Source organism: Paraburkholderia sp. JHI869, from assembly GCF_038900775.1.
GTDB lineage: Bacteria > Pseudomonadota > Gammaproteobacteria > Burkholderiales > Burkholderiaceae > Paraburkholderia.
The window spans coordinates 173,384-196,246 of the sequence record NZ_JAYMSC010000004.1; the positions used below are offsets into that span (position 1 = coordinate 173,384).

The following is a 22,863-nucleotide window of genomic DNA, read 5'->3' on the forward strand; positions in this document are numbered from 1 at the left end:
GTCGAAGTGTCGTGAAACGTTCCCGCGCTTAGCAGGACGCAGCGAGCAGGTCGGCCAGGCAAAGCGACATGCCGACGCGCCAGTCCGGCAGGCGAACACCGAAACGCGCATTCAGCGCGTCGTTGGACAACACCGAATTGGCCGGACGCGGCGCTGGCAGCGGGTACTCGTCGGTGCAGATGGCCGTGACCGATTTCACCATGTACTCTCTGTCGGGCCGCAAGCGGCGCGCCTCCGCGACGATCGCTTCGGCGTACCCGTGCCAGCTGGTTGAACCGGCCGCCGACAGATTGAACAGTCCCGAACAGAATGTACCGGCACGCCGCTCGGCTAGCGCGCGGCTCACGATCTGCGCGGTGGCGTCGGCGATGTTGCGTGCCCACGTCGGGGCCCCGAACTGGTCGCCGACAATGCGCATTTCGTCGCGGCTCGCTGCCAGACGCAACATAGTGCGCATGAAGTTGCTGCCACGCGCAGCATAGACCCAGGTCGTGCGGAACACCAGCCAGTCGCCGCCCGCCTCACGCGTGGCGAGCTCGCCCACGAGCTTGCTGCGGCCGTAGGCGTTGACGGCGCAGGTGTCGTCCGTTTCCAGATACGCACCCTGCTTCGAGCCGTCGAACACGTAGTCGGTCGAGTAATGGATGAACAGGGCGCCGCACTCGCGCGCCGCGCGCGCAAGTTCGCCGACTGCCTCGCCGTTGATCGTGGTAGCGTGCGCTTCCTCGCTTTCGGCCTTGTCGACTGCCGTGTAGGCCGCTGCGTTGACGACCACGTCCGGGCGGAAATCGAGCACAGACTGACGCAAGGTGTCAGGCTTCGAGAGATCGCAGCTGCGGCGGTCGACGGCGCGCACTTCGCCCAGCACCGACAGGCTGCGCGCAAGTTCCCAGCCAACCTGACCGTTCGCGCCGGTGACGAGAATCTTCATGCAAACACCTCGGCTTCCGACAGCCTCTTGCCCGCCGCATCCTTCGCCGCGAGCAACGGCTCGAAGTCGATCGGCCATTCGATGCCGATCTCCGGGTCGTTCCACGCGATGCTGCGCTCGTGCGCCTGATACCAGTAGTCGGTCGTCTTATAGAGGAACTGCGCCGATTCCGACAGCACAACGAAACCATGCGCAAAGCCCGGCGGCACCCACAGTTGGCGATGGTTGTCGACCGACAGGATCACCCCCACCCACTTGCCGAAATTCGGCGAACTCTTGCGGATGTCGACCGCGACGTCGAACACCTCGCCCTCGACCACGCGCACCAGCTTGCCCTGCGCATGTTCGATTTGATAGTGCAGCCCGCGCAGCACACCCTTCGCCGAACGCGAATGGTTGTCCTGCACGAACTCGACGCTGGCGTCCACCTGCTCGGCGAATTCACGCGCGTTGAAGCTCTCGAAGAAGAAGCCGCGCGCGTCACCGAACACCTTCGGCTCGATGATCTTGACTTCGGGGAGCGCCGTAGCGGTTACTTGGATGGCCATGCGACCTGGTCCTTCGGAAGATTGAGCAAATATTGACCGTAGCCGTTCTTCGACAGTGGCCGGGCGAGCGCGAGCAACTGCTCCTCGCCGATCCAGCGCCGGCGAAACGCGATCTCCTCAGGACATGCCACCACCAGTCCCTGCCTCTTCTGCAATGTCGCGATGAACGTAGCCGCCTCGATCAGCGATTCATGCGTGCCGGTGTCGAGCCACGCATAGCCGCGCCCCATGATCTCGACATTCAGCGCACCCACGCTCAGATAGCGCGAATTCACGTCGGTGATTTCGTACTCGCCGCGCGGCGACGGTTTGATCTCTGCGGCAATGTCACACACCTGGTTGTCGTAGAAATAGAGACCCGTCACTGCGTAGTTGGAACGCGGCTTTGCCGGTTTTTCCTCGATCGAAAGCGCGCGGAACTGACCGTCGAATTCGACCACGCCGTAACGCTCCGGATCGTGCACGTGGTAGGCGAACACCGTCGCGCCCGACTCCTGCGCATTCGCGCGCTCAAGCTGCCTCGCGAGATCGTGGCCGTAGAAGATGTTGTCGCCGAGAATGAGCGCCGACGGATCGTTACCCACAAACTCCTTGCCGATGACGAACGCTTGAGCAAGCCCGTCCGGCGACGGCTGCACCGCGTACTGGATGTTCATGCCCCACTGACTGCCGTCGCCGAGCATCGACTCGAAGCGCGGCGTGTCCTGCGGCGTCGAAATCACGAGGACGTCGCGGATGCCCGCGATCATCAGTGTCGACAGCGGATAGTAGATCATCGGCTTGTCGTACACCGGCAGCAGTTGTTTCGAGACCGCGTGGGTGATCGGATACAGCCGCGTGCCGGAGCCGCCTGCGAGAATAATGCCTTTGCGCGCCATGTCAGGATCCCTTATGCACGCTGCGCATAGTTCGTTTCGACCCATTTGAGATAGTCGCCCGAAGCAACTTCGTCGGACCATACCTGGTTGTCCAGGTACCACCGCACCGTCTTCGCAAGACCGGTTTCGAACGTCTCGGCAGGTTTCCAGCCGAGCTCGAGCTCGAGCTTGCGCGCGTCGATCGCATAGCGGCGATCGTGGCCGGGGCGATCTTTCACGTAGGTGATCTGGTCGCGATACGAACCGGCCGCATTCGGGCGCATTTCATCGAGCAGGTCGCAAAGCGTGTGTACAACTTCGAGATTTTTTTTCTCATTCCAGCCGCCCACGTTGTACGTTTCGCCAGGCTGGCCGCGCCCGAGCACTTCGCGGATCGCGCTGCAGTGGTCGCCCACGTAGAGCCAGTCGCGCACATTCTGGCCGTCACCATAGACAGGCAGCGGCTTGCCAGCGAGCGCATTCGCAATCATCAGCGGAATAAGCTTTTCGGGGAACTGATACGGACCGTAGTTGTTCGAGCAGTTAGTCGTGAGCGTGGGCAGGCCATACGTGTGCTGGTACGCACGCACGAGGTGATCGGAGCCTGCCTTGGTGGCCGAATACGGGCTGTTCGGCGCGTAAGGGGTGGTTTCCGAGAACTGGGGATCGGTCGCGGAAAGCGATCCGAACACCTCGTCAGTCGAGACGTGCAGGAAACGGAACGCGGCCTTCTCTGCCTCGCCGAGCGTATTCCAGTGCTGGCGCGCGGCTTCGAGCAGCGTGAACGTGCCTACGACATTGGTCTGAACAAAATCGGCCGGACCATGGATCGAACGATCGACGTGACTTTCCGCTGCAAAATGCAACACAGCTCGCGGCCGATATTCGGCGAACAGCGCGTCCATGGCAGCGCGATCGCAGATATCCGCACGGACAAAGACGTGCTTCGGATCGTCCCGCAGCGACTTCAGGGTCCCAAGATTGCCCGCGTAGGTCAGCTTGTCGACGTTGAGGATGGCCTCGTCCGATTGACGCAACCAGTCAAGCACAAAGTTGGCGCCGATAAAGCCGGCACCGCCTGTTACCAGGATCATGGAACTCCTCATTGGCGAGATTGGCAGCCGATCTGCTGGGGACCACCGCAGTCAGGCATTTGAAATAATGCTGTAAAACCCAAATAGTTGAAACAAAGCCCGCCAGTCAGATATCAATCCCATTCATCCCGCATGCTCAGGCTCTGTTTTTAGACCGGTAATTATACGGCGAGCCAGCGGGAAAACCATAGTACTAACATCTTGAAACAGCTTGACAAATTGGAGCAGGCGCAAACTATGCGCGCACGCGGTTTTGTCTTGTCAAATCCTGTTGCGCGACCTGTGGTACCGTCTGCGATTGCCTGTACCCAATACGCAACCGTATTCGATTCAATGTCCATGTCCTTGTTGCGCCCTGCCCCGCTAGCCTTCGGCGATCTTCAGGGGTGTCTCACGCCGTTTCGTGAGTTGCTCGCCAAAGCCGCACCAGCCGCCGACACCCCGCTCTGGTTCGCGGGCGACCTGATCAATCGCGGCCCCGCATCGCTCGAAACGCTGCGCGAAGTCATCGATCTCGGCGAACGCGGCGTAGCCGTGCTGGGCAATCACGATCTACACCTGCTGTCGGTGTCGGCGGGCATTCGCAAGTCGAAGAAGGGCGACACCATCGACGATATCCTGAACGCACCCGACACCGAAGACCTACTGCACTGGGTGCGCCACCGCCCGATCGCGCACTACGAGAACGGCTTGCTGATGGTGCACGCGGGCGTATTGCCGCAGTGGGATCTCGAGCTCACGATGGAACTCGCGCACGAACTCGAAAATGCATTGCGCAGCGACAACTGGCGAGAGACGCTTGCCGGCCTCTACGGCAACGAGCCGAACCGCTGGTCGAAGAACTTGAAAGGTATCGATCGACTGCGCGTAACCTGCAGCGCGCTCACGCGTATGCGTTTTTGCGATCGCGACGGTGTGATGGACTTCTCGTCGAGTGGCGGCCTCGACTCCGCGCCGCCGGGCTTCATGCCGTGGTTCGACGTACCCGATCGCAAAACGGCCGACACGACCGTGGTGTTCGGCCACTGGGCCGCGCTTGGCCTCACTCTGCGCAAGAACCTGGTCGGGCTCGACTCGGGCTGCGTCTGGGGCGAACAGCTTTCGGCGATCCATCTCGTCGACGATCCGCGCGAGCGCATCCTCACGCAGGTGCCCTGTGAGAGTTGCCGCGCGACGAACGGCTAAAACACCCGAATTCGCGCAGGCGCACGCCTTCTGGTGTCAAATGACCTGCGCCACGCCACGCGGATGCGCCGTCGGCTCCGCCCGCATCGTCTCCAAGGCCTGCCCCACCGCTTCCTGCGCACGCACCGCCAGCTTGCGTCGGTCGTCGCCGGCTTCGATTGCTTCGCCCACGTAGAGATGGGCGGTCAGCGGCCCAGCCTTGAGCATTGCGTCGAGCGAATCCTTCAGCGAAAGATCGTCGATATACGCAGGCGCCACCGACTGCCGCCCCTGTGCATCCTCATACAAAATGCAAAGTGGCTGCACCGGCTTCCCAGCCGATACCGCCGCCTGGAACATATTCGAGTGAAACGGCTTGAGCGCGAGGCCATCCGTGGTCGTGCCCTCGGGAAACACGCACATCAGCTCGCCACGCGTAAGACGCTCGGCCAACTCATGCATGATGCGCTTCGCGTCGCTGCGCTTCTCGCGTTCGACGAACACCGTGTCGAGGTTCTGCGCGAACCAGCCGATGAGCGGCCAGTTGCGGATCTCGGCCTTCGAGACGAACGGCGTGGGACGCCACGCGTTGATCACGTAGATATCGATCCACGAAATGTGGTTGCTCACGACGAGCGCACCCGCGTCGAGCCGCGCCGCGTCGTTGTGCACGACGAGCCTCATGCCACACAGCTCGAGCATCTTGAGCGACCATGCCCGGTTCATGGCGTGGCGCCGATCGGCGCTCGCGCGCGAAAAACGCAGCGCGACTGTCAACGCGCCGCGCAGCAGATGCGCGAGCAGGCGGGTCTTGCGAATGAAAAGGCTCATATTCGACGATAGGCTGAATCGCGTGATCCTAGCAGACGCGCATGACACAAATCTGTCATGCGTGTTGGAAGCGTCAATCGAAGCCTCAATCGAACCCGCGCTCGAAGCCCACGCGCCCCGCCACGAGCGTCGCACGGACCACCGCGGGCAGCTCGTAGCCGAGGAACGGCGTGTTGTGCCCCTGGCTCTTCAGCGCTCGCGGCTCGACGCGCCAGTGCGCCAGGGGATCGAACACGCAGAGGTCCGCGCTCGCGCCCACGGCGAGCCGTCCCGCGTCGCGCTGCATCACGGCCGCCGGCGCCGACGTCACATGGGCGAGCGCCTTCGCAAGTGGCACACGCGCTTCCTGCGCCCATTTCACGGTGAGCGAGAGGAACAACTCGAGGCCCGTCGCGCCCGGCGTCGCTTCAGCGAAGGGCAACAGCTTTTCGTCGTCGTCCACGGGCGTGTGCTGCGAGCAGATCGCGTCGATCGTGCCGTCTGCGAGACCCGCGCGAATCGCCTCGCGATCGCGCTGCTGGCGCAGTGGCGGATCGAGCCGGAACTGCGCGTCGAAATAGCCGATGTCCATGTCGATCAGATGCAGATGGTTGGCCGTCACGTCGCAGGTCACGGGCAGGCCCTCGGCCTTCGCCGCGCGCACGAGCGCCACGCCCGCCACCGACGAAAGATGCTGCACGTGCACGCGCGCGCCCGTCACACGCATCAGTTCGAAATGCGTATGCAGCGCGATCGTCTCCGCACTCACCGGCACGCCGGAGAGGCCGAGGCGCGAAGCCAGCGCGCCGCTCGCGGCCACGCCGCCCTTCGAGAGATATGCATCCAGCGGCCGCAGCCACACGGCGTAGCCGTACGTGCTCGCGTATTGCAGCGCGCGCAGCAGGACCTGGGTATCGGCGACCGGCGCGTCGGCCTGCGTGAAGCCGATGCAGCCCGCCTCGGTCAGCGACACCATCTCTGTGATCACCTGCCCTTTCAGCCCCACGGTGAGCGCGCCTAGCGGATGCACGTGCGCACGCGCGAGCTTGCCCGCACGGTGCTTGAGCATTTCGACCAAGCCCGCCTCGTCGAGCACGGGGTCGGTATCGGGCGGGCACACGAGGCTCGTCACGCCGCCCGCGAGCGCCGCGTTCATTTCCGAGTCAAGTGTCGCCTTGTGCTCGTAGCCCGGCTCGCGCAGTCGTGCGCTCAGGTCGACGAGACCCGGCGCGACCACGAGGCCGCGCGCATCGAGCGTTCGGTCCGCCTGGAAGCCCGCGGGCGCCGCGCCAATCGCGGCAATCTTGCCCGCTTCGATGTACACGTCCTGCTGCTGTTCCGTTCCGGCCGCCGGATCGATCAGCGTGCCGCCTTGAATATGGATCTTCATGTGCTGCCCTTATCGTTCTCGTCGCGTCAGTCGTTGTTACCGGCGACGATGCCCATCACCGCCATGCGCACCGCAATGCCGAAGCTCACCTGGTCGAGGATCACCGACTGCGGGCCGTCGGCGACCTGCGAGTCGATCTCCACGCCGCGATTCATCGGCCCCGGATGCATCACAATCGCGTCGGGCGCGGCGAGCGCGAGGCGCTCTGGCGTCAAGCCCCAGCTCTTGAAGTACTCCTGCGCGGAGGGCAACAGCGCACCGCTCATGCGCTCGTTCTGCAGGCGCAGCATGATGATGACATCGACGTCCTTCAGGCCTTCGTCGAGGTTATGAAACACGCGCACGCCCATTTGCTCCAGGCCGCCCGGCAGCAGCGTGCGCGGGCCGATCGCGCGCACCTCGGGCACGCCGAGCGTGGTGAGCGCGTGAATGTCCGAGCGCGCCACGCGCGAATGCAGGATGTCGCCGACGATCGCCACGCGCAGGTTCGTGAAGTCGCGCTTGTAGTGGCGGATCGTGTACATGTCGAGCAAGCCTTGCGTCGGGTGCGCGTGGCGCCCGTCGCCGGCGTTGATAACGTGCACGTGCGGCGCGCAGTGCTCGGCGATCAAGTACGGCGCGCCGCTCGACGCATGGCGCACGACGAACATGTCGGCGTGCATTGCCGAGAGGTTGCCGATGGTGTCGAGCAGCGACTCGCCCTTGCTCGTCGATGAAGCATTGATGTTCAGGTTGAGCACGTCCGCCGAAAGACGCTTGGCCGCAATCTCGAACGTGGTGCGCGTGCGCGTGGAGTTCTCGAAGAACAGGTTGAACACCGACTTGCCGCGCAGCAGCGGCACCTTCTTCACGTCGCGATCGGTCACGCTCACAAACTGCGTGGCGGTGTCGAGCACATGCGTGAGGATCGCGCGCGACAGGCCCTCGATCGACAGGAGGTGCTTGAGTTCACCGTTCTTCGTGAGCTGCGGATTGCCCTTGAGAAAGCCGTAGCGAAAACGCTTGTCGTCCGCTGTGGACGCCGCGGGCGTGGGCTGTGTGTTCATCGCTTGAATCCTGGATGTGATGGGCGGCGTGTGGCCATGCGTGCACGACTGTGCGTCTGCCGTCGCTGCCGCCGAATTGATGCAATGCGCCCGATGCGCGCGTCAGGCGCCGTTGCCCTGCTCGACGAGAAACGCGAAGCGACCGTCGGCGCTGTGTTCGAGCACAAGCGTTTCGCGCGCATCGACGCTCACCGCGCCGCCAGTGAAACGCGCGGACACCGGCAGCTCGCGCCCGCCGCGCTCGGCGAGCACCGCGAGTTCGACGGAGGCCGGCCGCCCGTAGTCGTACAGCTCGTTGATCGCGGCGCGCACGGTGCGGCCCGTGTACAGCACGTCGTCGACGAGCAGAATGTGGCGGCCATCCACCGCGAACGGCAGCGCCGTGGGGCTCGCCTTGCTGTGCAAGCCCTTTTTCGCGTAGTCATCACGGTGCAGCGCAACGTTGAGCACGCCCCATTCGAGCGCCCCGACATCCTGCGCGAGCCGCTCGGCGATCCACGCGCCGCCGCTATGAATGCCGACGATCGCCACGCCGCCGGGCGCGCCAAACGCATCGGCGTGATAGGCCGCGCGGATCTCATCGAGAAGGGCGTAATACAGCGCTTCAGCGTCGGGAATCATCATCGGGCAACTCGCAGGCTAGTTAGAGCGGGAGTTCGTCGAGGTACTGCTGGAGAATCACGGAGGCCGCTTCGGCGTCGACATGTTCGACGCGTTCGCCGCGCTCACGCAGCCGCGCTTCGGCGTCGACGGACGAATAGCGCTCGTCCACCCACACCACCCGCAAACCGAAGCGGCCGTTGAGCTGGTTGCCAAAGCGCTTCGCGTGCTGCGTCATGAAGTGCGGCGTGCCGTCCGGATGGCACGGCAAGCCGACCACGAGCAGATCGGGCTGCCATTCGCGCAGCAACTCGCCTATCGCTTCGAAGCGGTAGTCGCGACTCTTGTTGGGAATGACGGTGAGCGCGCGGGCGCTGCGCGTGAGGGCATTGCCTAGCGCCACGCCAATGCGTTTTTCGCCGTAGTCGAACGCAAGCAAGGTGGCCTCGCCGGCCCCTCGCCCAGCGGCCACGCTCATGCGTGGCCCGCCTCGCCCGAGAGCATCGTCGAGGAAATGCCAAGCAGCGCGAGCGCCGCCTCGAAGCGCTCTTCGGCGGGTACGTCGAACACGATCTTCGGATCGGCTTCGACCGTGAGCCAGCCGTTCTTCGAGATTTCGTCCTCGAGCTGACCCGCGCCCCAGCCGGCATGGCCAAGCGTGAGCAGGAACCTTTCAGGGCCGCTGCCGTTGGCGACGGCTTCGAGCACGTCCTTCGACGTGGTCATTTCAAGCCCGCCCGGCACCGACATCGAAGACGTATAGCTCGTGCCCTCGGCGGGCGCGTGCAGCACGAAGCCCCGCTCGGTCTGCACCGGGCCGCCGAAATAGACGGGCACATGCAGGAGCGGCTCGATTTCGAGCTTCAGGTCGATGCGGGAAAAGAGCGCCTCGAGATCGATGTCGGTAGGCCGATTGATGACGAGACCGAGCGCGCCGCGCTCCGAATGATCGCAAAGGTAGACCACCGTTCCTGAAAACGTGGGGTCCGCCATGTTCGGCATGGCGATCAGGAACTGGTTGGTCAGATTGATGCGATCGGTACTCTTGGACATGGTTTGAATTCTAGCAAAGACGATGCGCAATGGCGGCGCGCTGCAAGGCCGGAGGTCGGGCGCCCGATGGCTGCCTCGCACCTTGCCAGCCGCTGCGCGTTGCGCATTGCAGGGAATCACTCACTCTAACACGCGCATGCTGTGCCCTTGCAGGCAATCGGCCGATGGCGCAAGGCCGATGCCCGGCGCCTGCGAGGCACGGCCCGCGCGGCGAATCCACAGGCCCGGCGCAGTCAGTGTGCAATATTTTGCACCGCATTTTGTACGGCACCTGGTGCGGCACTTTGCGCTGCGCCGCTGACGATCGCCGCGCAAAGCGAGCGCACCGCGGGCGTAGCGTCGGGCTGCGCGACACCTGCGGCGACCTTGTGCAGCATGGCGCGCAGCGCCTCGCTGGCGTGCTCGATCGCCTCGGCGCCGGGCGGACGAACCGACGGCGCGCCCCGCGCCTCGAGCGCCGCGAGCGTTGCCGCGTGCGCGGTGCGCCGCCAGGCGAGTGCCAGTGCGTCGGCGAGCTGGCCGATGTGGCCGAGGCCAAGCGCCCACGCGGCGGCACCGATGCGGTACGCCGCTTCGGCCGCGACCAGCGCGTCTGCTGGCTCCGGGGTCGTGCCCCCGCTGCGCAGCGTCAGCGTGCGCGAGTGGGTGCCGAGCGCGACCATCGACGCATCGGCGGTCTGCAGAAAATCTTCATACGCGTTGCCGTTCACGACCAGCGCGCCCAGCTCGCGCGTGGGCGCCACGCGCGCCGCGAGCGCGCCGGCCTGCGCGCTGCCGGCTTCCCACAGCGCCTCCGAGGCTTGCGTGCCGGCAATGTGCCACTCCACGGTCAAGCCGTAGTCATGGAGCAGTTCGACGTCGGCGGTGTCTTCCGCGGCAGCACCGAAAAGCGCGTAGTCGCGCCATAGCAACGCCAGCGTCGAGCGCACGAGCGTTTGCGGCGCGAAACGCAGCCCGCGCGCGTGCTCGCCGATCAGCAGGTTGCAGCGCGTGTAAAGACGCCGCACGCCGTCGTCGCCCCACGACGCCGCGCCGCGCCGCAGCACGCGTGCGCACGCAGCGGCAAGCCGCCAGAAGTCGTACGGATCGGAACTCGAGAGCTCGGCCATGCAGGCGTCCATCTCGTCGAACGCCGCCAGCGCGAGCGCGTTCGCCGCGCGGCTGCCGTTGCCGGGATTCGATTTCAGCGCATGCAGCAGCGCCTGCTCGAAGCGCGCGCGCACCTGGCCAAACCGTTGCGCCGGCTGCGGATGCAGCGAAGCGGGCGCGAGCGGCCGGCCCTGGAGCGCCACATCCTCATAGGCGAGCGCGACGCCCGGCACGTGCTCCGCGAGCGCAGCCACGAGCGCGTACTGCCGCGCGAAAAGCGCGGGCGAGCACGTCAGCTCGCGCAGATTGCGGCGCTCCAGCGCGGCGACGAGATCTTCGAGCGCCTCGCTGAACAAGCCGCGAAATTCGGCGCCCTGCGCTTCCTCGGGCGCATGTAGCGGCCGCGCGGGCAAGCCCGGCGGCGGCGCTACGGGCACCGGCGCGGCAAGCGCGAGCGGGGAAGCGAGGAGCAGCGTGTCGGCAAAGCGCGCGGCGGCGAACCAGCCGGCGTCGTGCAGCGTGCGCGCAGCCTGGCGCAGCGGCCGGGCCACGTCACGCTGCTCTGAGAGCGCAGCGAGCGCCTGGGCGAGCGCGCCGTGCGCGAACGGCACCGTGCCGCCGCGCGGATTCGGCAACGCTTCGAACCGCACATCAGAGCTTGAAGGATGACTCATAGGGCAGCGCCGAAAACGTTAGCGGGCCGACCAGGCGGACAGTCTCGACAACGGTATCGACGAAAAACGTCGACAAGCGCGACAACAAGCGCAAATACGGTGCCTGCCGAAAACGTAGGTAACGTACGAAACTCGCGCGAAAAACGCGCTCAGCCGCCAGCGTGGTCTCAGATCTGGACCATCTCGAAGTCTTCCTTGCGCGCGCCGCACTCAGGGCAGGTCCAGTTGATCGGGACATCCTCCCAGCGCGTGCCGGGGGCAATGCCTTCGTCTGGCAAACCGGCTTCTTCGTCATAAATCCAGCCGCAGATCAGGCACATCCAGCTTCTATATTCCATTCTTATGCCGCGTCGAAAAGTCCGAAACCAGTCGGAAAAAAAATCGGGGAAACGAGAGCCATGATGGTACCTTGTTGCCGTTTCCATGCCTAGCAAGAGGAAATCTGGCCTGCACGGGATCAAACACAATGCGTTGCCGCGAGCGGCACGCGGAGCGCGCAAAAATCCTCGTGCGCGCCGGGCTCATCCGTCCCCCGGATTCATCGATAAGCCGCATAATTAAAGCATTCGCTTATGACGGCCCGGTACGCCGCGCCCGAACTTCAATCCATCTCGCCACGTTCATGCCCAGCGACACACCTCCCATCGTCCTCACATTCGGCCTTTCCGACCCAACGGGCGGCGGCGGACTCCAGGCCGACCTGCTCACGCTCGCCAGCATGGGCTGCCACGGCGTCACCGCGCTGACCGGCTACACGGTGCGCGACTCCGCGGGCTGCGACGAAGTGACCGGGCTCGACCCGGAAACCGTCGCCACCCAAGCGCGAATGCTGCTCGAAGACATGCCCATTGCGGCGTTCAAGGTCGGTGCGGGCGCGCGCGCCGAAGTCGTGAGCGCGATCGCCGAAGTGGTCGCCGACTACGACGACGTGCCGCTCATCCTCGCCCCCGACTTCACGCTCGACGACGAACACGTGCTCGCCGCCGACGAACTGCGCGAAGCCATGGCCGACCTGCTCGTGCCGCAGACCACGCTGCTCGTGGCCGACTCCGCAACGCTGATCGCGCTCGCGCAGCCGGACGGCGACGCCGAGGCGCCCAGCGTCGACGCGGCCATTGCGCACCTGCTCGCCACGGGTTGCGAGTACATCCTGGCGATGGAAACGGGCACGCATCGCGTGGTCAACACGCTGTATTGCGAAGACGGCCAGCTACGCCAGGATCTGTGGGATCGCTCCACGCAGCCAACGATGGGCATCACCGACACGCTCGGCGCCGCCATCGCCGCGCTGCTTGCGAACGGCCAGGAGCCGCCCGAGGCGGTGCGCGAGGCGCAGGAGTATGTGTATCAGGCAGTGCAGGCCGCGTTCAGGCCGGGCATGGGCGCCTGGCTGCCCGACCGGTTCTTCTGGGCACGCAGCAACGACGCGGACACGGACGAAGCCTCACCGGGCGAAGCGAAGCAATAACGCTCGCGGCGCGGCGTTCGGTTCCCGTGCAGGGTGCGACTGCAATTGCGCCGCCCCCTGCTCGATATTACGCCGCTGATGTTTGCGCGCGGGCCGTTGCCCGGCGAGCCGTCTCCGGCGCGGTCTCCCACGCAAATACGCAGTAGAAAAGCAGCATCAGGCCGACAGGGAAGATGACACGATCGGCGCTTGTCGCCAGGTGCCAATGAAGATCATGCGGCGTGGACAGATAGACGAAATAGAGTACAGCGGCATATCCGAACGCAGGCAGCCCGTAAAACAGTGCCAATTTCGCCTGTCCTCTAAGCCAAACGGAGATGACGTAAAGCGCGAATGGCACCAGGAACGTCGACTGCCAGAATACCCGGCGCAAGATCAGCAAATGTGCATCGGCATCGAAGAGTCGACCCATCAACTGATGCTTCAAATCCGATCCTGCAAGATCGTTCACGATTCCGTGGCGATGGACCAGGTATTTCCAGATCGCCACTAGGACGAGGCTGAGAATCACCAGGGACAGACAGGCGAATCGGCGCGGTGATCGCCAGACAAATGCGAACATTAGCGTCGAACCCGCCAGGATCATGAAGAGCACCAATCCTTCGTTCTTGATGAGGCTCAAGCTGGACCAAAAAAACAATGTACAGCCGTAAAAGAACAGCGACGAGCCCTTTTTCTGAAATGAAACAAGATCAAATACGAGAACGGCTCCGCATATGCCGGCACACGCAAAATAAACGGCAAGCAAGCCATCCATGTATCCGCTGATCAGTTGATCCGAGCAGACAAAGACTGCCGCCACGATAAGCATCGCGGCGCCCCGTGCCCGCGTCGACACGGATGCGAACAGAAGGAAGGCCGGCACAAGCGCAAATACCGACGCGACTTTGGGATAGATCTCGTTCCAGTAGCCGACGACGCGGGCTAACGACGCGGAAATGACGGGAATGAATATGGGGTAGTCGTTATGCGACCAGTTTGAATACCCATCGAGCTGCGAAAAAAAATCGCGGTCGACAAATATCCGCTTGGCGTGAAACAGCCAGATCGAACGGGCATCCCATCCGCCCGTCGGCGTTCCGAGGCAAATGACTGCGAGAGCGACTAGGGCGAGCCGTGCATACCAGTGGCCCGGACCCGCATTGAGTGGAACCAGGACTAGCAGGACGACCAGCACGACAAGCGCACTCTCGACGAAGCGTCCCGGATCGCCCAACAGCCATGCGCAATAGTTCAGCAGCAGCAGGACGCTACAAGCAAACGGAATCTTGAAGCGCGCACCGTCAATTTGTTCCATGATTACAAACGTACAACGCAATGTGAGCAGAACTATCCAGTAGTTTGCACGCCGAATATTTCGCGTTACCGTTCGCCGCAACGACTACGGGTGCAAGGTCGCTTTCGCGGCTTGGATACATCGATTCCAAAATCCGCTGATAAAACTGAAAATCCTTGGTCAAGTCAGCATCAATAGAGAAGGCATTGATTTTGTTTTTCAACAGCAATGCTCTCGCCTCCACTACATTTGCAGGCAGCGATTCGTCGACTCCCGCCTGCCTCGAAAATGCGTGCGTCAGCAAATCGTGCTCAAAGGTGGTCCGACGTAACACGCCCCAAAAGCAGTAAACCAGAGCGATTACGACGATGACATCGATCAGGATCGAGCGCGTTTTGACGTTCAAGACCATCGGCCGAAGTCCATAAAGGTGGTTTGACGGAGCGCGAGTGCAACCGGCTCAGTCGCTTCCAAACAGATCGCGCGTATAGATCTTGTCCGCCACATCGTGAAGGGCCTCGGTCATGCGGTTGCTGATGATCAGATCGGCCTCGCGCTTGAACTCGTCGATATCGGCAACGACACGGGAGTGGAAGAAATGCGACGTCGTCAGACTCGGCTCGTAGACGATCACCTCGATCCCCTTGGCCTTGATTCGCTTCATCACACCCTGAATGCTGGAAGCGCGGAAATTGTCCGAACCGCTCTTCATGATCAACCGATAGATTCCGACAACTTTCGGAGCGCGGCGCAGAATGTCGTCGGCGATGAAATCTTTGCGCGTCGTGTTCGAATCGACGATCGCGCGGATCAGGGTCTGCGGCACGTCGCGGTAGTTCGCCAGGAGCTGCTTCGTATCCTTCGGCAGGCAATACCCGCCATAGCCGAATGACGGGTTGTTGTAATGACTGCCGATGCGCGGATCGAGCCCGACGCCTTCAATGATTTGCTTCGTGTTCAGCTCATGCGTAGCAGCGAAGGTGTCAAGCTCGTTGAAATACGACACGCGCATCGCGAGATACGTATTAGCGAAAAGCTTGATCGCCTCGGCTTCCGTCGGATCGGTAAAAAGCAGCGAAACGTCCTTTTTGATCGCACTGTCTTGAAGAAGCTGCGCGAAGGCACGGGCGCGCTCCGAACGCTCGCCAACGACGATGCGCGAAGGATGCAGGTTGTCATGCAAGGCATGACCTTCGCGCAGAAACTCAGGCGAAAAAATGATATTGGGACACGCCATCGACTTCCTGATCTTGGCGACGTACCCGACCGGAATCGTCGACTTGATGATCATCAGCGCTTCCGGGTTGATCGCCATGACGTCCCGAATCACCGAGTCGATGGACGTCGTATTAAAGTAATTCGTGTCCGGATCGTAGTCGGTTGGCGTCGCGATAATGACGTAGCTCGCCCCCTCGAAAGCATCGCGCTTGTCGAGCGTAGCCCGAAAGTTGAGCGGCTTGGTCTTGAGAAAGTCCTCGATCTCCGCATCGATGATCGGCGACTCTTTGCGATTGAGCATCGCGACCTTCTCAGGCACCACGTCGAGCGCAACAACTTCGTGGTGCTGCGAAAGTAAAATTCCATTGGACAGGCCTACATAGCCCGTCCCCGCGATGGCGATCTTCATATGCCGGCTCTGCCAAAAATCGAATTAAGTAATCGTTCGTGTCGAATGTGCGTCGCGTGACCCACTGTCGAGGCACGCGTCAGTGACATGTGTAGTCGGGCGTTGCTTCGCTGTGCTTGAACGGATTGTTCAACGCATCCGTGTACTGGCCGAGCAACAGACGGCGCTTAGGCAACATGTTTTCCCGGAAAAGCAGGCTGAGCGTCGCGAGTTTGTCGCCCCACGGCGTGAGCTTGACACAACCGTCCTGAATGACGATGGTGCCGGATTGAAGCTGCTCCGTAAGCCGGATTGCCATCAGATGATGCTCTTTGACGTATTCGTTCGTGAAGACATAATTGATCTTGTCCTCCTGGATGCCGCCGCCGCGCTGCTGTATTTTCTCGAGAATATAGAACGACAGCGACCGGTCGATCACGGTCGGGACACTGATCGCGTAGATATAGCCAAGCAGGAAGCACACGGCGATCGTCTGCACTTTCTCGAGCGTCGAAAAGACCCGGAAGTACGGCAGCACGAAGACGAAACCTGCAAAGATGGCCGTTGCAATGATCGCCGAATAAATCGACGAATAGAAAACAACGTTCACCTCGAACAACTTGATGTACGCGATGTACACCACCAGCAACAGGACAATGAAAACCGCAATTGCGGCAACCGTTTTAACGTATTTCAAGCTAGCCCCTTTACCGGGCGGCAGCGCGTCGTTTAAAGACGAACTGCTTTCCGCCCAAATAACTCAACAAAAACTGCGCCACCGTCGTCAACAGAAAGCCACTGCGGTAGCCAAGCCCGTAGACATCGCTCCAGATGTACATGACGCCACCGTTGAGTATCGCGATGGCCGCATAGAGCCCCAGAAACCTCAAGGCCTGGCTGCCGATGGGCTCCCCGGCTCCGCCGAAAACAAAATAACGGTTGCCGAGGAACGACGAGGTAATGCCGAACACCGACCCAATAAAATTGGCCAAACCGGCCGACCGCAGGTGCAGAACCTCAATGCAAGTATGCAGGACTCCGTAGTTGACTGCCGTGGCCACCAGCCCATTGATCACGTAGCGAATCAACTCATTCAGTGACCGATGCATCTCTCGCCCTGGTTCTGGCCGACTCGGCAACACTGTCGATAAAGTCGTGATATGCGATCGTGGTTGTGACTGTCCCGCCGCGAATCACGCCGGTCAGCATCAACGACATCAACGCAAGCGCCCCCGTTTGCAATAACGTGAGCATGAGGATGCCGAAGGCCACGGAAAACCAACCGGGCGTGGAAAAGCCCGTCATTTTCAAGATGACCGTCAGGACGGCCGCGAACAGTGACACGGCGGCTATGAATGCGCATGCGATGCCGACGCGCACGAGAACATCTTCCGCGAAGACCATCAACGCGCGGAAACCGTGCAACGCCAGGCCGACAAAATTCATCTTCGATTGGCCCGCATAGCGCGGGCCGCGATCCAGGAGGCACCCCTTGGCACGCAGCTTCGAAGCAAGGACGGCTGCCGCGACGTGAATCGCAAGGTCCTGCATCGCGGCGAGACGCTTGACGGAATGCGCCTTGAGCGCCATGAAGTTGCCGAAGCTGATAGCGCGTCCGGTCAACAGGCCAAACAAGCGCTTGTAGACAGCGTAAAAAGCCTTGAAGCGGAATGTCTCTACACGGCTTCTACGCTGACCAACAGCCACGTCGACCTGATCGGATTCGAGTTGCTGCAGCAGGACGGGAATTGTCGAAGGCAAATCTTCGCCGTCGGAATCCATCACCACGACGCGCTGGTGCGGCCGAATCTTCTCGGCGACGTAGCCCAGGCCAATCGCGATGGCACGCTGATGGCCGACATTGCGACGCAGTTTCAGCACGACGCCGGCGACATTCGCGGCATCGAGACTGGAAACCTCGACCGGCTGGCGCACAGAGCCATCGTCGACTGCGACGATGAAAATGTCGTTACCGAGTTCCGCAGCCAACTCCTTGAACAGTCGGCTGCTCGCCTCGACATCCTCATAGACTGGCGTCACGACGATCAGACTTGCTTCGGCCAAGCTCATAGCCCGAGAAAGCTCCGGAAATAGTTGACAGTCTTCGCCAGGCCCTGCTCCAGTTTCACCTGAGGCTCCCAGCCAAGCTTGCCGCGTGCGAGCGTGATATCGGGCTGGCGCTGCTTCGGATCATCCTTGGGCAACGGAGAAAAGATCAGCTTCGAGCGGCCACCGACCATCTTCAGGACGGTTTCAGCCAGTTCGCGAATCGTGAACTCGGCCGGATTGCCGATATTGATCGGGCCGGTGACGTCCGACGGCGTCGCCATCATGCGGACGAAGCCTTCGATCAGGTCGTCCACGTAGCAGAAACTGCGCGTTTGCGAGCCGTCGCCGTAGACCGTAATGTCTTCGCCGCGCAGCGCCTGCACAATGAAGTTGCTGACGACACGGCCGTCGTTCGGATGCATGCGCGGGCCATACGTGTTGAAGATTCGCACGACCTTGATGTCCAGACCGTGTTGCTGGCGATAGTCGAAGAAGAGCGTCTCGGCGCAGCGCTTGCCCTCGTCATAGCACGACCGCACGCCGATGGGGTTCACATGCCCCCAGTACCCTTCCGGTTGCGGATGCACTTCCGGGTCGCCGTAGACCTCACTCGTGGACGCTTGCAGGATACGCGCCTTCGTGCGCTTCGCAAGGCCGAGCATATTGATGGCGCCATGCACGCTCGTCTTCGTGGTCTGAACCGGATCTCGCTGGTAGTGAACCGGGGATGCGGGGCACGCGAGGTTGTAGATTTCGTCAACCTCGACGTAAAGCGGAAACGTCACGTCGTGACGCATGAGTTCGAAATGGGGATTGCCGACCAGATGGGCAACGTTATCCTTCGTGCCGCTGTAGAAGTTATCGACACAAAGAACGTCGTTACCCTCGGCCAGCAGACGTTCACAGAGATGCGAACCCAAAAAGCCCGCTCCCCCAGTGATCATTACCCTCTTTCTGTTCGTAACTCGCATAACACTTCCAAAGTGACGCCAATATGTCAATGAATCGGCAGCCGTGCTCGATACCGACAAAGTCTGCGCAAAATGCGGCGATCATTGCCCAACGCTAGCTGCCTACCAGAGAACAAGCACGATGGGCGCAATTGCCGCGTCATCTTGTCGGAGCTGACCGAGGTAGGAGGGCCTTATGGGTTGCGTTATGAACTTCGGCTGGCTGAAATTAGCGAGCGATAGTATCACACCTTGCAGCTCCCCAGAATCACATCAGTTCGCGCTTCCGCCACGATAATCGCGACGCATCGGATCCAAATTGAAAGGCCTGAGTCTGCGTAATGCAGGACTCAGGCCTAAGGCTCCCACTAGATTTTAACTGCCCAACTTCACGGAGTGCAGTTCGTCACTGCGGGAGTTACTCGTTGGTCGGGGGAAACACTTCTCACGACGTGTCCCCTGCACTTCGATGTAGTTCCGGCGTGAGCCGAATTTACATGTCCATGCCCATGCCGCCCATGCCGCCGGGCATGCCGCCAGGCATCGGAGCATCTTCCTTCGGCACTTCAGCAACAGCTGCGTCCGTCGTCAGGAGCAGGCCAGCAACCGAAGCTGCGTTTTGCAGCGCGGTGCGCGTGACCTTCGTCGGGTCGACCACGCCGGCTTCAACCATGTCGACGTACTCACCCGTCGCTGCGTTGTAGCCGTAGTTGCCTTGACCAGCAGCAACTGCTGCCACGACGACCGACGCTTCTTCGCCGCCGTTCGTGACGATCTGGCGCAGCGGCTCTTCCATCGCGCGCAGGACGATCTTGATACCTGCGTCCTGGTCAGCGTTGGCGCCCTTGACGCTGGCGATTGCCGTACGTGCACGGATCAGCGCAACGCCGCCGCCCGGGACGATGCCTTCTTCAACGGCAGCGCGGGTTGCGTGCAGCGCGTCTTCCACGCGTGCCTTCTTTTCCTTCATTTCGACTTCGGTCGCAGCGCCGACCTTGATCACTGCCACGCCGCCTGCCAGCTTGGCAACGCGCTCTTGCAGCTTTTCACGGTCGTAGTCCGACGTCGCTTCTTCGATCTGCGTGCGGATTTGCTTCACGCGCGCTTCGATGTTCACGGCTTCGCCTGCGCCGTCGATGATCGTCGTGTTTTCCTTGCCCACTTCGATGCGCTTCGCTTGACCGAGTTCGTTCAGCGTTGCCTTTTCGAGCGTGAGGCCGGTTTCTTCAGCGATGACTTGACCGCCGGTCAGGATCGCGATGTCTTCCAGCATGGCCTTGCGACGGTCGCCGAAGCCCGGAGCCTTGACAGCAACGGTCTTCAGGATGCCGCGGATGTTGTTGACGACCAGCGTTGCCAGAGCTTCGCCTTCGACGTCTTCAGCGATGATCAGCAGCGGACGGCCAGCCTTCGCGACTTGTTCCAAAACCGGCAGCAGATCACGGATGTTCGAGATCTTCTTGTCGAACAGCAGGACGAACGGGCTTTCCAGCACGGCGACTTGCTTGTCCGGGTTGTTGATGAAGTACGGCGAGAGGTAGCCGCGGTCGAACTGCATACCTTCGACGACTTCCAGCTCGTCTTGCAGCGACTTGCCGTCTTCGACGGTGATGACGCCTTCCTTGCCAACCTTGTCCATCGCTTCAGCGATACGGTCGCCGATCGACGTGTCGCTGTTTGCCGAGATCGAGCCGACTTGAGCGATTTCCTTGTTGGTCGTGCAGGGCTTGCTGACCTTGCGCAGCTCTTCGATTGCTGCTGCGACGGCCTTGTCGATGCCGCGCTTCAGGTCCATCGGGTTCATGCCCGATGCGACGTACTTCATGCCTTCGCGGACGATCGACTGGGCCAGAACCGTAGCCGTCGTCGTGCCGTCACCGGCGTTGTCGCTGGTCTTGGAAGCCACTTCCTTGACCATTTGCGCGCCCATGTTCTGGAGCTTGTCCTTGAGCTCGATTTCCTTTGCGACCGAGACACCGTCCTTGGTGACCGTCGGGCCGCCGAACGAGCGCTCGAGAACCACGTTGCGGCCCTTCGGACCCAGCGTGACCTTCACTGCGTTGGCGAGAATGTTCACGCCTTCAACCATCTTGGAACGGGCGGAATCGCCGAACACGACGTCTTTAGCTGCCATCTTCTAACTCCTTGAATTCTTGATGAATGTGCGGTGGGCTGAACTTACTTGTTCACCACGGCCATGATGTCTTCTTCACGCATCACGAGCAGTTCGTTGCCATCGACCTTGACGGTCTGGCCAGCGTACTTGCCGAACAGGACGCGATCGCCGACCTTCACGTCGAGCGCGATCAGGGCGCCCTTGTCGTCGCGCTTGCCCGGGCCGATGGCCAGGACTTCGCCTTGATCCGGCTTTTCTGCCGCTGCGTCCGGGATCACGATGCCCGAAGCGGTCTTGGTTTCTTGATCCAGGCGCTTGACGATCACGCGATCATGCAAAGGACGAAGGTTCATGGATGTTCCTCTGTTGATTGGGACTTGAAGAGACTCAAGAAAACCTGGCTGCCGGTTACCGCCAGCCAGAGATGTTTGTGCACCGAGCGTTGTTAGCACTCTCATGCGGTGAGTGCTAATTATATGGACGGGGAGTGACAAATTCAAGAAGGGGCGGAATGGGGAATTTCCGCAGAGGTCGATACAACTTTGCAGCCAGTTTTCCTGACCGAAGTTAGGGCTACCGGCCGCTTGAATTAAGTGCCAGATTTAAATATTTTCCAATTAAAACAATACGATAGGCGACCATGACGCGTGGCTCGACAAGGAACCGAGTGGATCTGGGGGGTAGATGCCTCCAGCAAGCGCGCCTCGATGCGGCGAGCAATCTGGGAAATCTCTCGGGGAAATCCCCAACCCTGCGGCGACGGTTACGGCGATCTATTAGAGGGCCAGAGCGTTGTACGGACATGGCACCCAACAAACCGCGCCCCGTGGTTACAGATAGTCGGTCAAGCCGGCTTCGTCGCCCAGAACCGCGCCGGATCTGACTTGAGTTCGGTCGTACGGCGGCAACGTATATGTGCGGTAGACAACACTGGCAATTTGCGTATGAATGGAAAATCACCCATATGATGATTTAAGCGGCCGTGCCCGGTCAGGCACCGCCGCTCTCCTGCGCATGCAGATCGTGGGTTCCGCGAGGCCTCGCCGATCGCTTCAACGACGATCCTGAACATGCCGAAATGGCGTCGCCATGACGGTGGAACGACAGCATGTCCGCTCAGATGACTTCCGACCAGAGTTTCCCCACATCTTGCAAGCGCTGTGGCGGAGTGCTCTACCAGTACGTCGATTCCTGCCCTCACTGCGGCACGGATCACCCGTTCGACACGGCTGCGCACGCGCGCCCGAAAGCCACGTTAAGAGTCATTGGATCCGCGGCAACGCCTATGCTTGCCGGCGCGGCCGCATCCAATCGCCCGTCGGTGCACGCAGACTATTTGCACCACTATCGACTCGAGGAACACCGCCCGTTCTGGCGCACCGGTAAAGGGCTCTTCCTGAAGGGCGTATTGCTCGCCTGGCTCATTGTCGCAATCGCATACGCGGTGTTTCTGCTGTACGGCGAAAGGCACGGGCAGGAAAGAGAAATACGCGCCACGCGTACGAGCCTCGCTCAGAAAAGCTTGCCGATGGCGAATGACGCACTTACGCCTGACGCGAACAATGAGGAGGCCCGCAAGATACAGCGCGGTAGCGCTCCGGCGCAGCAACGCCGCGATAACGCGTTGCAAAGCGCGGACCGATGTGCCTCGCAACATGCCTGGGATTGCGTGCGAGAACAGGCATCGGAGGCACTCGCGATTGATCCGGGCAACCTGCACGCGCGGTCGTTGATGGAGCGCGCCATCCTGGCGACGGGTTGGTCGCCGCTGCGTTCGCCGAATAGCACCGCGCACGCGGACGCGGCCGTGCCACTGCCGCGCGGCGCACGCACCGTACCGCTGCCTTCGTCGCGAGATTGGGGCGCCGCCAGGCCGGCCGTACCCAGCGAGCGGACCGCAATCGCGCCCCCTCCACCGCTGCCGAGCGCGGCCAGCACAACAACGAACGGGAATCCACCGGACCTCGGCAGTGCTAGCGCGAGCGTTACGACAACCGCCACGAGCGAATCCGCAACCGCCGACGCCGCCAGTCCGGCCAGCAACGACAACGGCGTCGATGCCCAGGAGCGCGCCATTCTCCAGCCTGAGTTGAAAGAGGCTCCATCCTCCGAAGCCAGTCATTAAATAGGATTCGGGAAGAT

Annotated in this window: 24 protein-coding genes; 3 read left to right on the forward strand and 21 right to left on the reverse strand. The window is 61.8% G+C overall.

Annotated elements, in window-relative coordinates:
- Nucleotides 1-28 precede the first annotated feature (28 nt).
- The 4 genes from rfbD to rfbB are packed head-to-tail and all read right to left on the reverse strand — an operon-like array spanning nucleotide 29 to nucleotide 3,430.
- On the reverse strand, nucleotides 29-931 hold the full coding sequence (gene rfbD, locus VSR72_RS09840) for a dTDP-4-dehydrorhamnose reductase (RefSeq protein WP_342952189.1): 903 nt from the start codon (nucleotides 929-931) through the stop codon (nucleotides 29-31).
- The gene (rfbC, locus tag VSR72_RS09845; protein WP_342952190.1) at nucleotides 928-1,479 is read right to left on the reverse strand and encodes a dTDP-4-dehydrorhamnose 3,5-epimerase; all 552 of its coding nucleotides are present in this window, start codon (nucleotides 1,477-1,479) and stop codon (nucleotides 928-930) included. The genes rfbD and rfbC overlap by 4 nt, the downstream gene beginning before the upstream one ends.
- Nucleotides 1,464-2,357, reverse strand: coding sequence for a glucose-1-phosphate thymidylyltransferase RfbA (gene rfbA / locus VSR72_RS09850; protein WP_342952191.1), 894 nt, complete (start codon nucleotides 2,355-2,357; stop codon nucleotides 1,464-1,466). Before rfbA ends, rfbC begins: the two co-directional genes overlap by 16 nt.
- Before the next feature lie 11 nt (nucleotides 2,358-2,368).
- Nucleotides 2,369-3,430, reverse strand: coding sequence for a dTDP-glucose 4,6-dehydratase (rfbB, locus tag VSR72_RS09855; protein ID WP_342952192.1), 1,062 nt, complete (start codon nucleotides 3,428-3,430; stop codon nucleotides 2,369-2,371).
- A gap of 333 nt (nucleotides 3,431-3,763) precedes the next feature.
- Here rfbB and VSR72_RS09860 point away from each other — a divergent pair, with 333 nt between their 5' ends.
- The gene (locus VSR72_RS09860) at nucleotides 3,764-4,615 is read left to right on the forward strand and encodes a symmetrical bis(5'-nucleosyl)-tetraphosphatase (RefSeq protein ID WP_342952193.1); all 852 of its coding nucleotides are present in this window, start codon (nucleotides 3,764-3,766) and stop codon (nucleotides 4,613-4,615) included.
- Nucleotides 4,616-4,651: 36 nt separating this feature from the next.
- Here VSR72_RS09860 and VSR72_RS09865 read toward each other — a convergent pair whose 3' ends face one another.
- The 8 genes from VSR72_RS09865 to VSR72_RS09900 form a co-directional block, all read right to left on the reverse strand.
- On the reverse strand, nucleotides 4,652-5,425 hold the full coding sequence (locus tag VSR72_RS09865) for a lysophospholipid acyltransferase family protein (RefSeq protein ID WP_342952194.1): 774 nt from the start codon (nucleotides 5,423-5,425) through the stop codon (nucleotides 4,652-4,654).
- Between the two features lie 85 nt (nucleotides 5,426-5,510).
- Entirely contained in the window at nucleotides 5,511-6,794 is a 1,284-nt protein-coding gene (locus VSR72_RS09870) for a dihydroorotase (protein ID WP_342952195.1), read from the reverse strand.
- Between the two features lie 26 nt (nucleotides 6,795-6,820).
- Nucleotides 6,821-7,840: an aspartate carbamoyltransferase catalytic subunit gene (locus VSR72_RS09875; RefSeq protein ID WP_321912977.1), complete on the reverse strand. Its 1,020-nt coding sequence runs from the start codon at nucleotides 7,838-7,840 to the stop codon at nucleotides 6,821-6,823.
- A gap of 102 nt (nucleotides 7,841-7,942) precedes the next feature.
- Nucleotides 7,943-8,464: a bifunctional pyr operon transcriptional regulator/uracil phosphoribosyltransferase PyrR gene (pyrR, locus tag VSR72_RS09880; RefSeq protein WP_342952196.1), complete on the reverse strand. Its 522-nt coding sequence runs from the start codon at nucleotides 8,462-8,464 to the stop codon at nucleotides 7,943-7,945.
- A 19-nt stretch (nucleotides 8,465-8,483) separates the two neighbouring features.
- Nucleotides 8,484-8,918: a Holliday junction resolvase RuvX gene (ruvX, locus tag VSR72_RS09885; RefSeq protein WP_028202128.1), complete on the reverse strand. Its 435-nt coding sequence runs from the start codon at nucleotides 8,916-8,918 to the stop codon at nucleotides 8,484-8,486.
- Nucleotides 8,915-9,493, reverse strand: coding sequence for a YqgE/AlgH family protein (locus VSR72_RS09890; RefSeq protein WP_028202127.1), 579 nt, complete (start codon nucleotides 9,491-9,493; stop codon nucleotides 8,915-8,917). The genes ruvX and VSR72_RS09890 overlap by 4 nt, the downstream gene beginning before the upstream one ends.
- 233 nt (nucleotides 9,494-9,726) lie before the next feature.
- Nucleotides 9,727-11,256, reverse strand: coding sequence for a hypothetical protein (locus VSR72_RS09895; protein WP_342952197.1), 1,530 nt, complete (start codon nucleotides 11,254-11,256; stop codon nucleotides 9,727-9,729).
- A 167-nt stretch (nucleotides 11,257-11,423) separates the two neighbouring features.
- A complete protein-coding gene (locus VSR72_RS09900) occupies nucleotides 11,424-11,594 on the reverse strand; it encodes a rubredoxin (RefSeq protein WP_008342674.1) in 171 nt (56 codons plus the stop codon).
- A 284-nt stretch (nucleotides 11,595-11,878) separates the two neighbouring features.
- Between VSR72_RS09900 and VSR72_RS09905 the strand changes: the two genes are divergently transcribed.
- On the forward strand, nucleotides 11,879-12,724 hold the full coding sequence (locus VSR72_RS09905) for a hydroxymethylpyrimidine/phosphomethylpyrimidine kinase (RefSeq protein ID WP_342952198.1): 846 nt from the start codon (nucleotides 11,879-11,881) through the stop codon (nucleotides 12,722-12,724).
- Between the two features lie 67 nt (nucleotides 12,725-12,791).
- Here the strand turns inward: VSR72_RS09905 and VSR72_RS09910 are convergent, their stop codons facing one another.
- The 9 genes from VSR72_RS09910 to groES all read right to left on the reverse strand — a co-directional run bounded on the left by VSR72_RS09910 (nucleotide 12,792) and on the right by groES (nucleotide 21,074).
- Complete coding sequence (locus tag VSR72_RS09910) at nucleotides 12,792-14,021, reverse strand: hypothetical protein (protein WP_342952199.1); 1,230 nt, start codon at nucleotides 14,019-14,021, stop codon at nucleotides 12,792-12,794.
- Complete coding sequence (locus VSR72_RS09915; RefSeq protein WP_342952200.1) at nucleotides 14,008-14,412, reverse strand: hypothetical protein; 405 nt, start codon at nucleotides 14,410-14,412, stop codon at nucleotides 14,008-14,010. The genes VSR72_RS09910 and VSR72_RS09915 overlap by 14 nt, the downstream gene beginning before the upstream one ends.
- A gap of 48 nt (nucleotides 14,413-14,460) precedes the next feature.
- Complete coding sequence (locus VSR72_RS09920; RefSeq protein WP_342952201.1) at nucleotides 14,461-15,627, reverse strand: nucleotide sugar dehydrogenase; 1,167 nt, start codon at nucleotides 15,625-15,627, stop codon at nucleotides 14,461-14,463.
- 79 nt (nucleotides 15,628-15,706) lie between these two features.
- Nucleotides 15,707-16,303, reverse strand: a complete 597-nt coding sequence (locus VSR72_RS09925; protein ID WP_342952202.1) for a hypothetical protein — start codon at nucleotides 16,301-16,303, stop codon at nucleotides 15,707-15,709.
- A 10-nt stretch (nucleotides 16,304-16,313) separates the two neighbouring features.
- On the reverse strand, nucleotides 16,314-16,715 hold the full coding sequence (locus VSR72_RS09930; protein WP_342952203.1) for a GtrA family protein: 402 nt from the start codon (nucleotides 16,713-16,715) through the stop codon (nucleotides 16,314-16,316).
- Nucleotides 16,696-17,676, reverse strand: coding sequence for a glycosyltransferase (locus VSR72_RS09935; protein WP_342952204.1), 981 nt, complete (start codon nucleotides 17,674-17,676; stop codon nucleotides 16,696-16,698). Before VSR72_RS09935 ends, VSR72_RS09930 begins: the two co-directional genes overlap by 20 nt.
- The gene (locus VSR72_RS09940; RefSeq protein ID WP_342952205.1) at nucleotides 17,673-18,626 is read right to left on the reverse strand and encodes a UDP-glucuronic acid decarboxylase family protein; all 954 of its coding nucleotides are present in this window, start codon (nucleotides 18,624-18,626) and stop codon (nucleotides 17,673-17,675) included. The genes VSR72_RS09935 and VSR72_RS09940 overlap by 4 nt, the downstream gene beginning before the upstream one ends.
- A 472-nt stretch (nucleotides 18,627-19,098) precedes the next feature.
- Nucleotides 19,099-20,739 (reverse strand): chaperonin GroEL, encoded by a 1,641-nt coding sequence (gene groL / locus VSR72_RS09945; protein ID WP_342952206.1) that lies wholly within the window; start codon nucleotides 20,737-20,739, stop codon nucleotides 19,099-19,101.
- 44 nt (nucleotides 20,740-20,783) lie between these two features.
- Nucleotides 20,784-21,074 (reverse strand): co-chaperone GroES, encoded by a 291-nt coding sequence (gene groES / locus VSR72_RS09950; protein WP_028202123.1) that lies wholly within the window; start codon nucleotides 21,072-21,074, stop codon nucleotides 20,784-20,786.
- 755 nt (nucleotides 21,075-21,829) lie between these two features.
- Between groES and VSR72_RS09955 the strand changes: the two genes are divergently transcribed.
- Nucleotides 21,830-22,846, forward strand: a complete 1,017-nt coding sequence (locus tag VSR72_RS09955) for a hypothetical protein (protein WP_342952207.1) — start codon at nucleotides 21,830-21,832, stop codon at nucleotides 22,844-22,846.
- The last annotated feature ends 17 nt before the right edge of the window (nucleotides 22,847-22,863 follow it).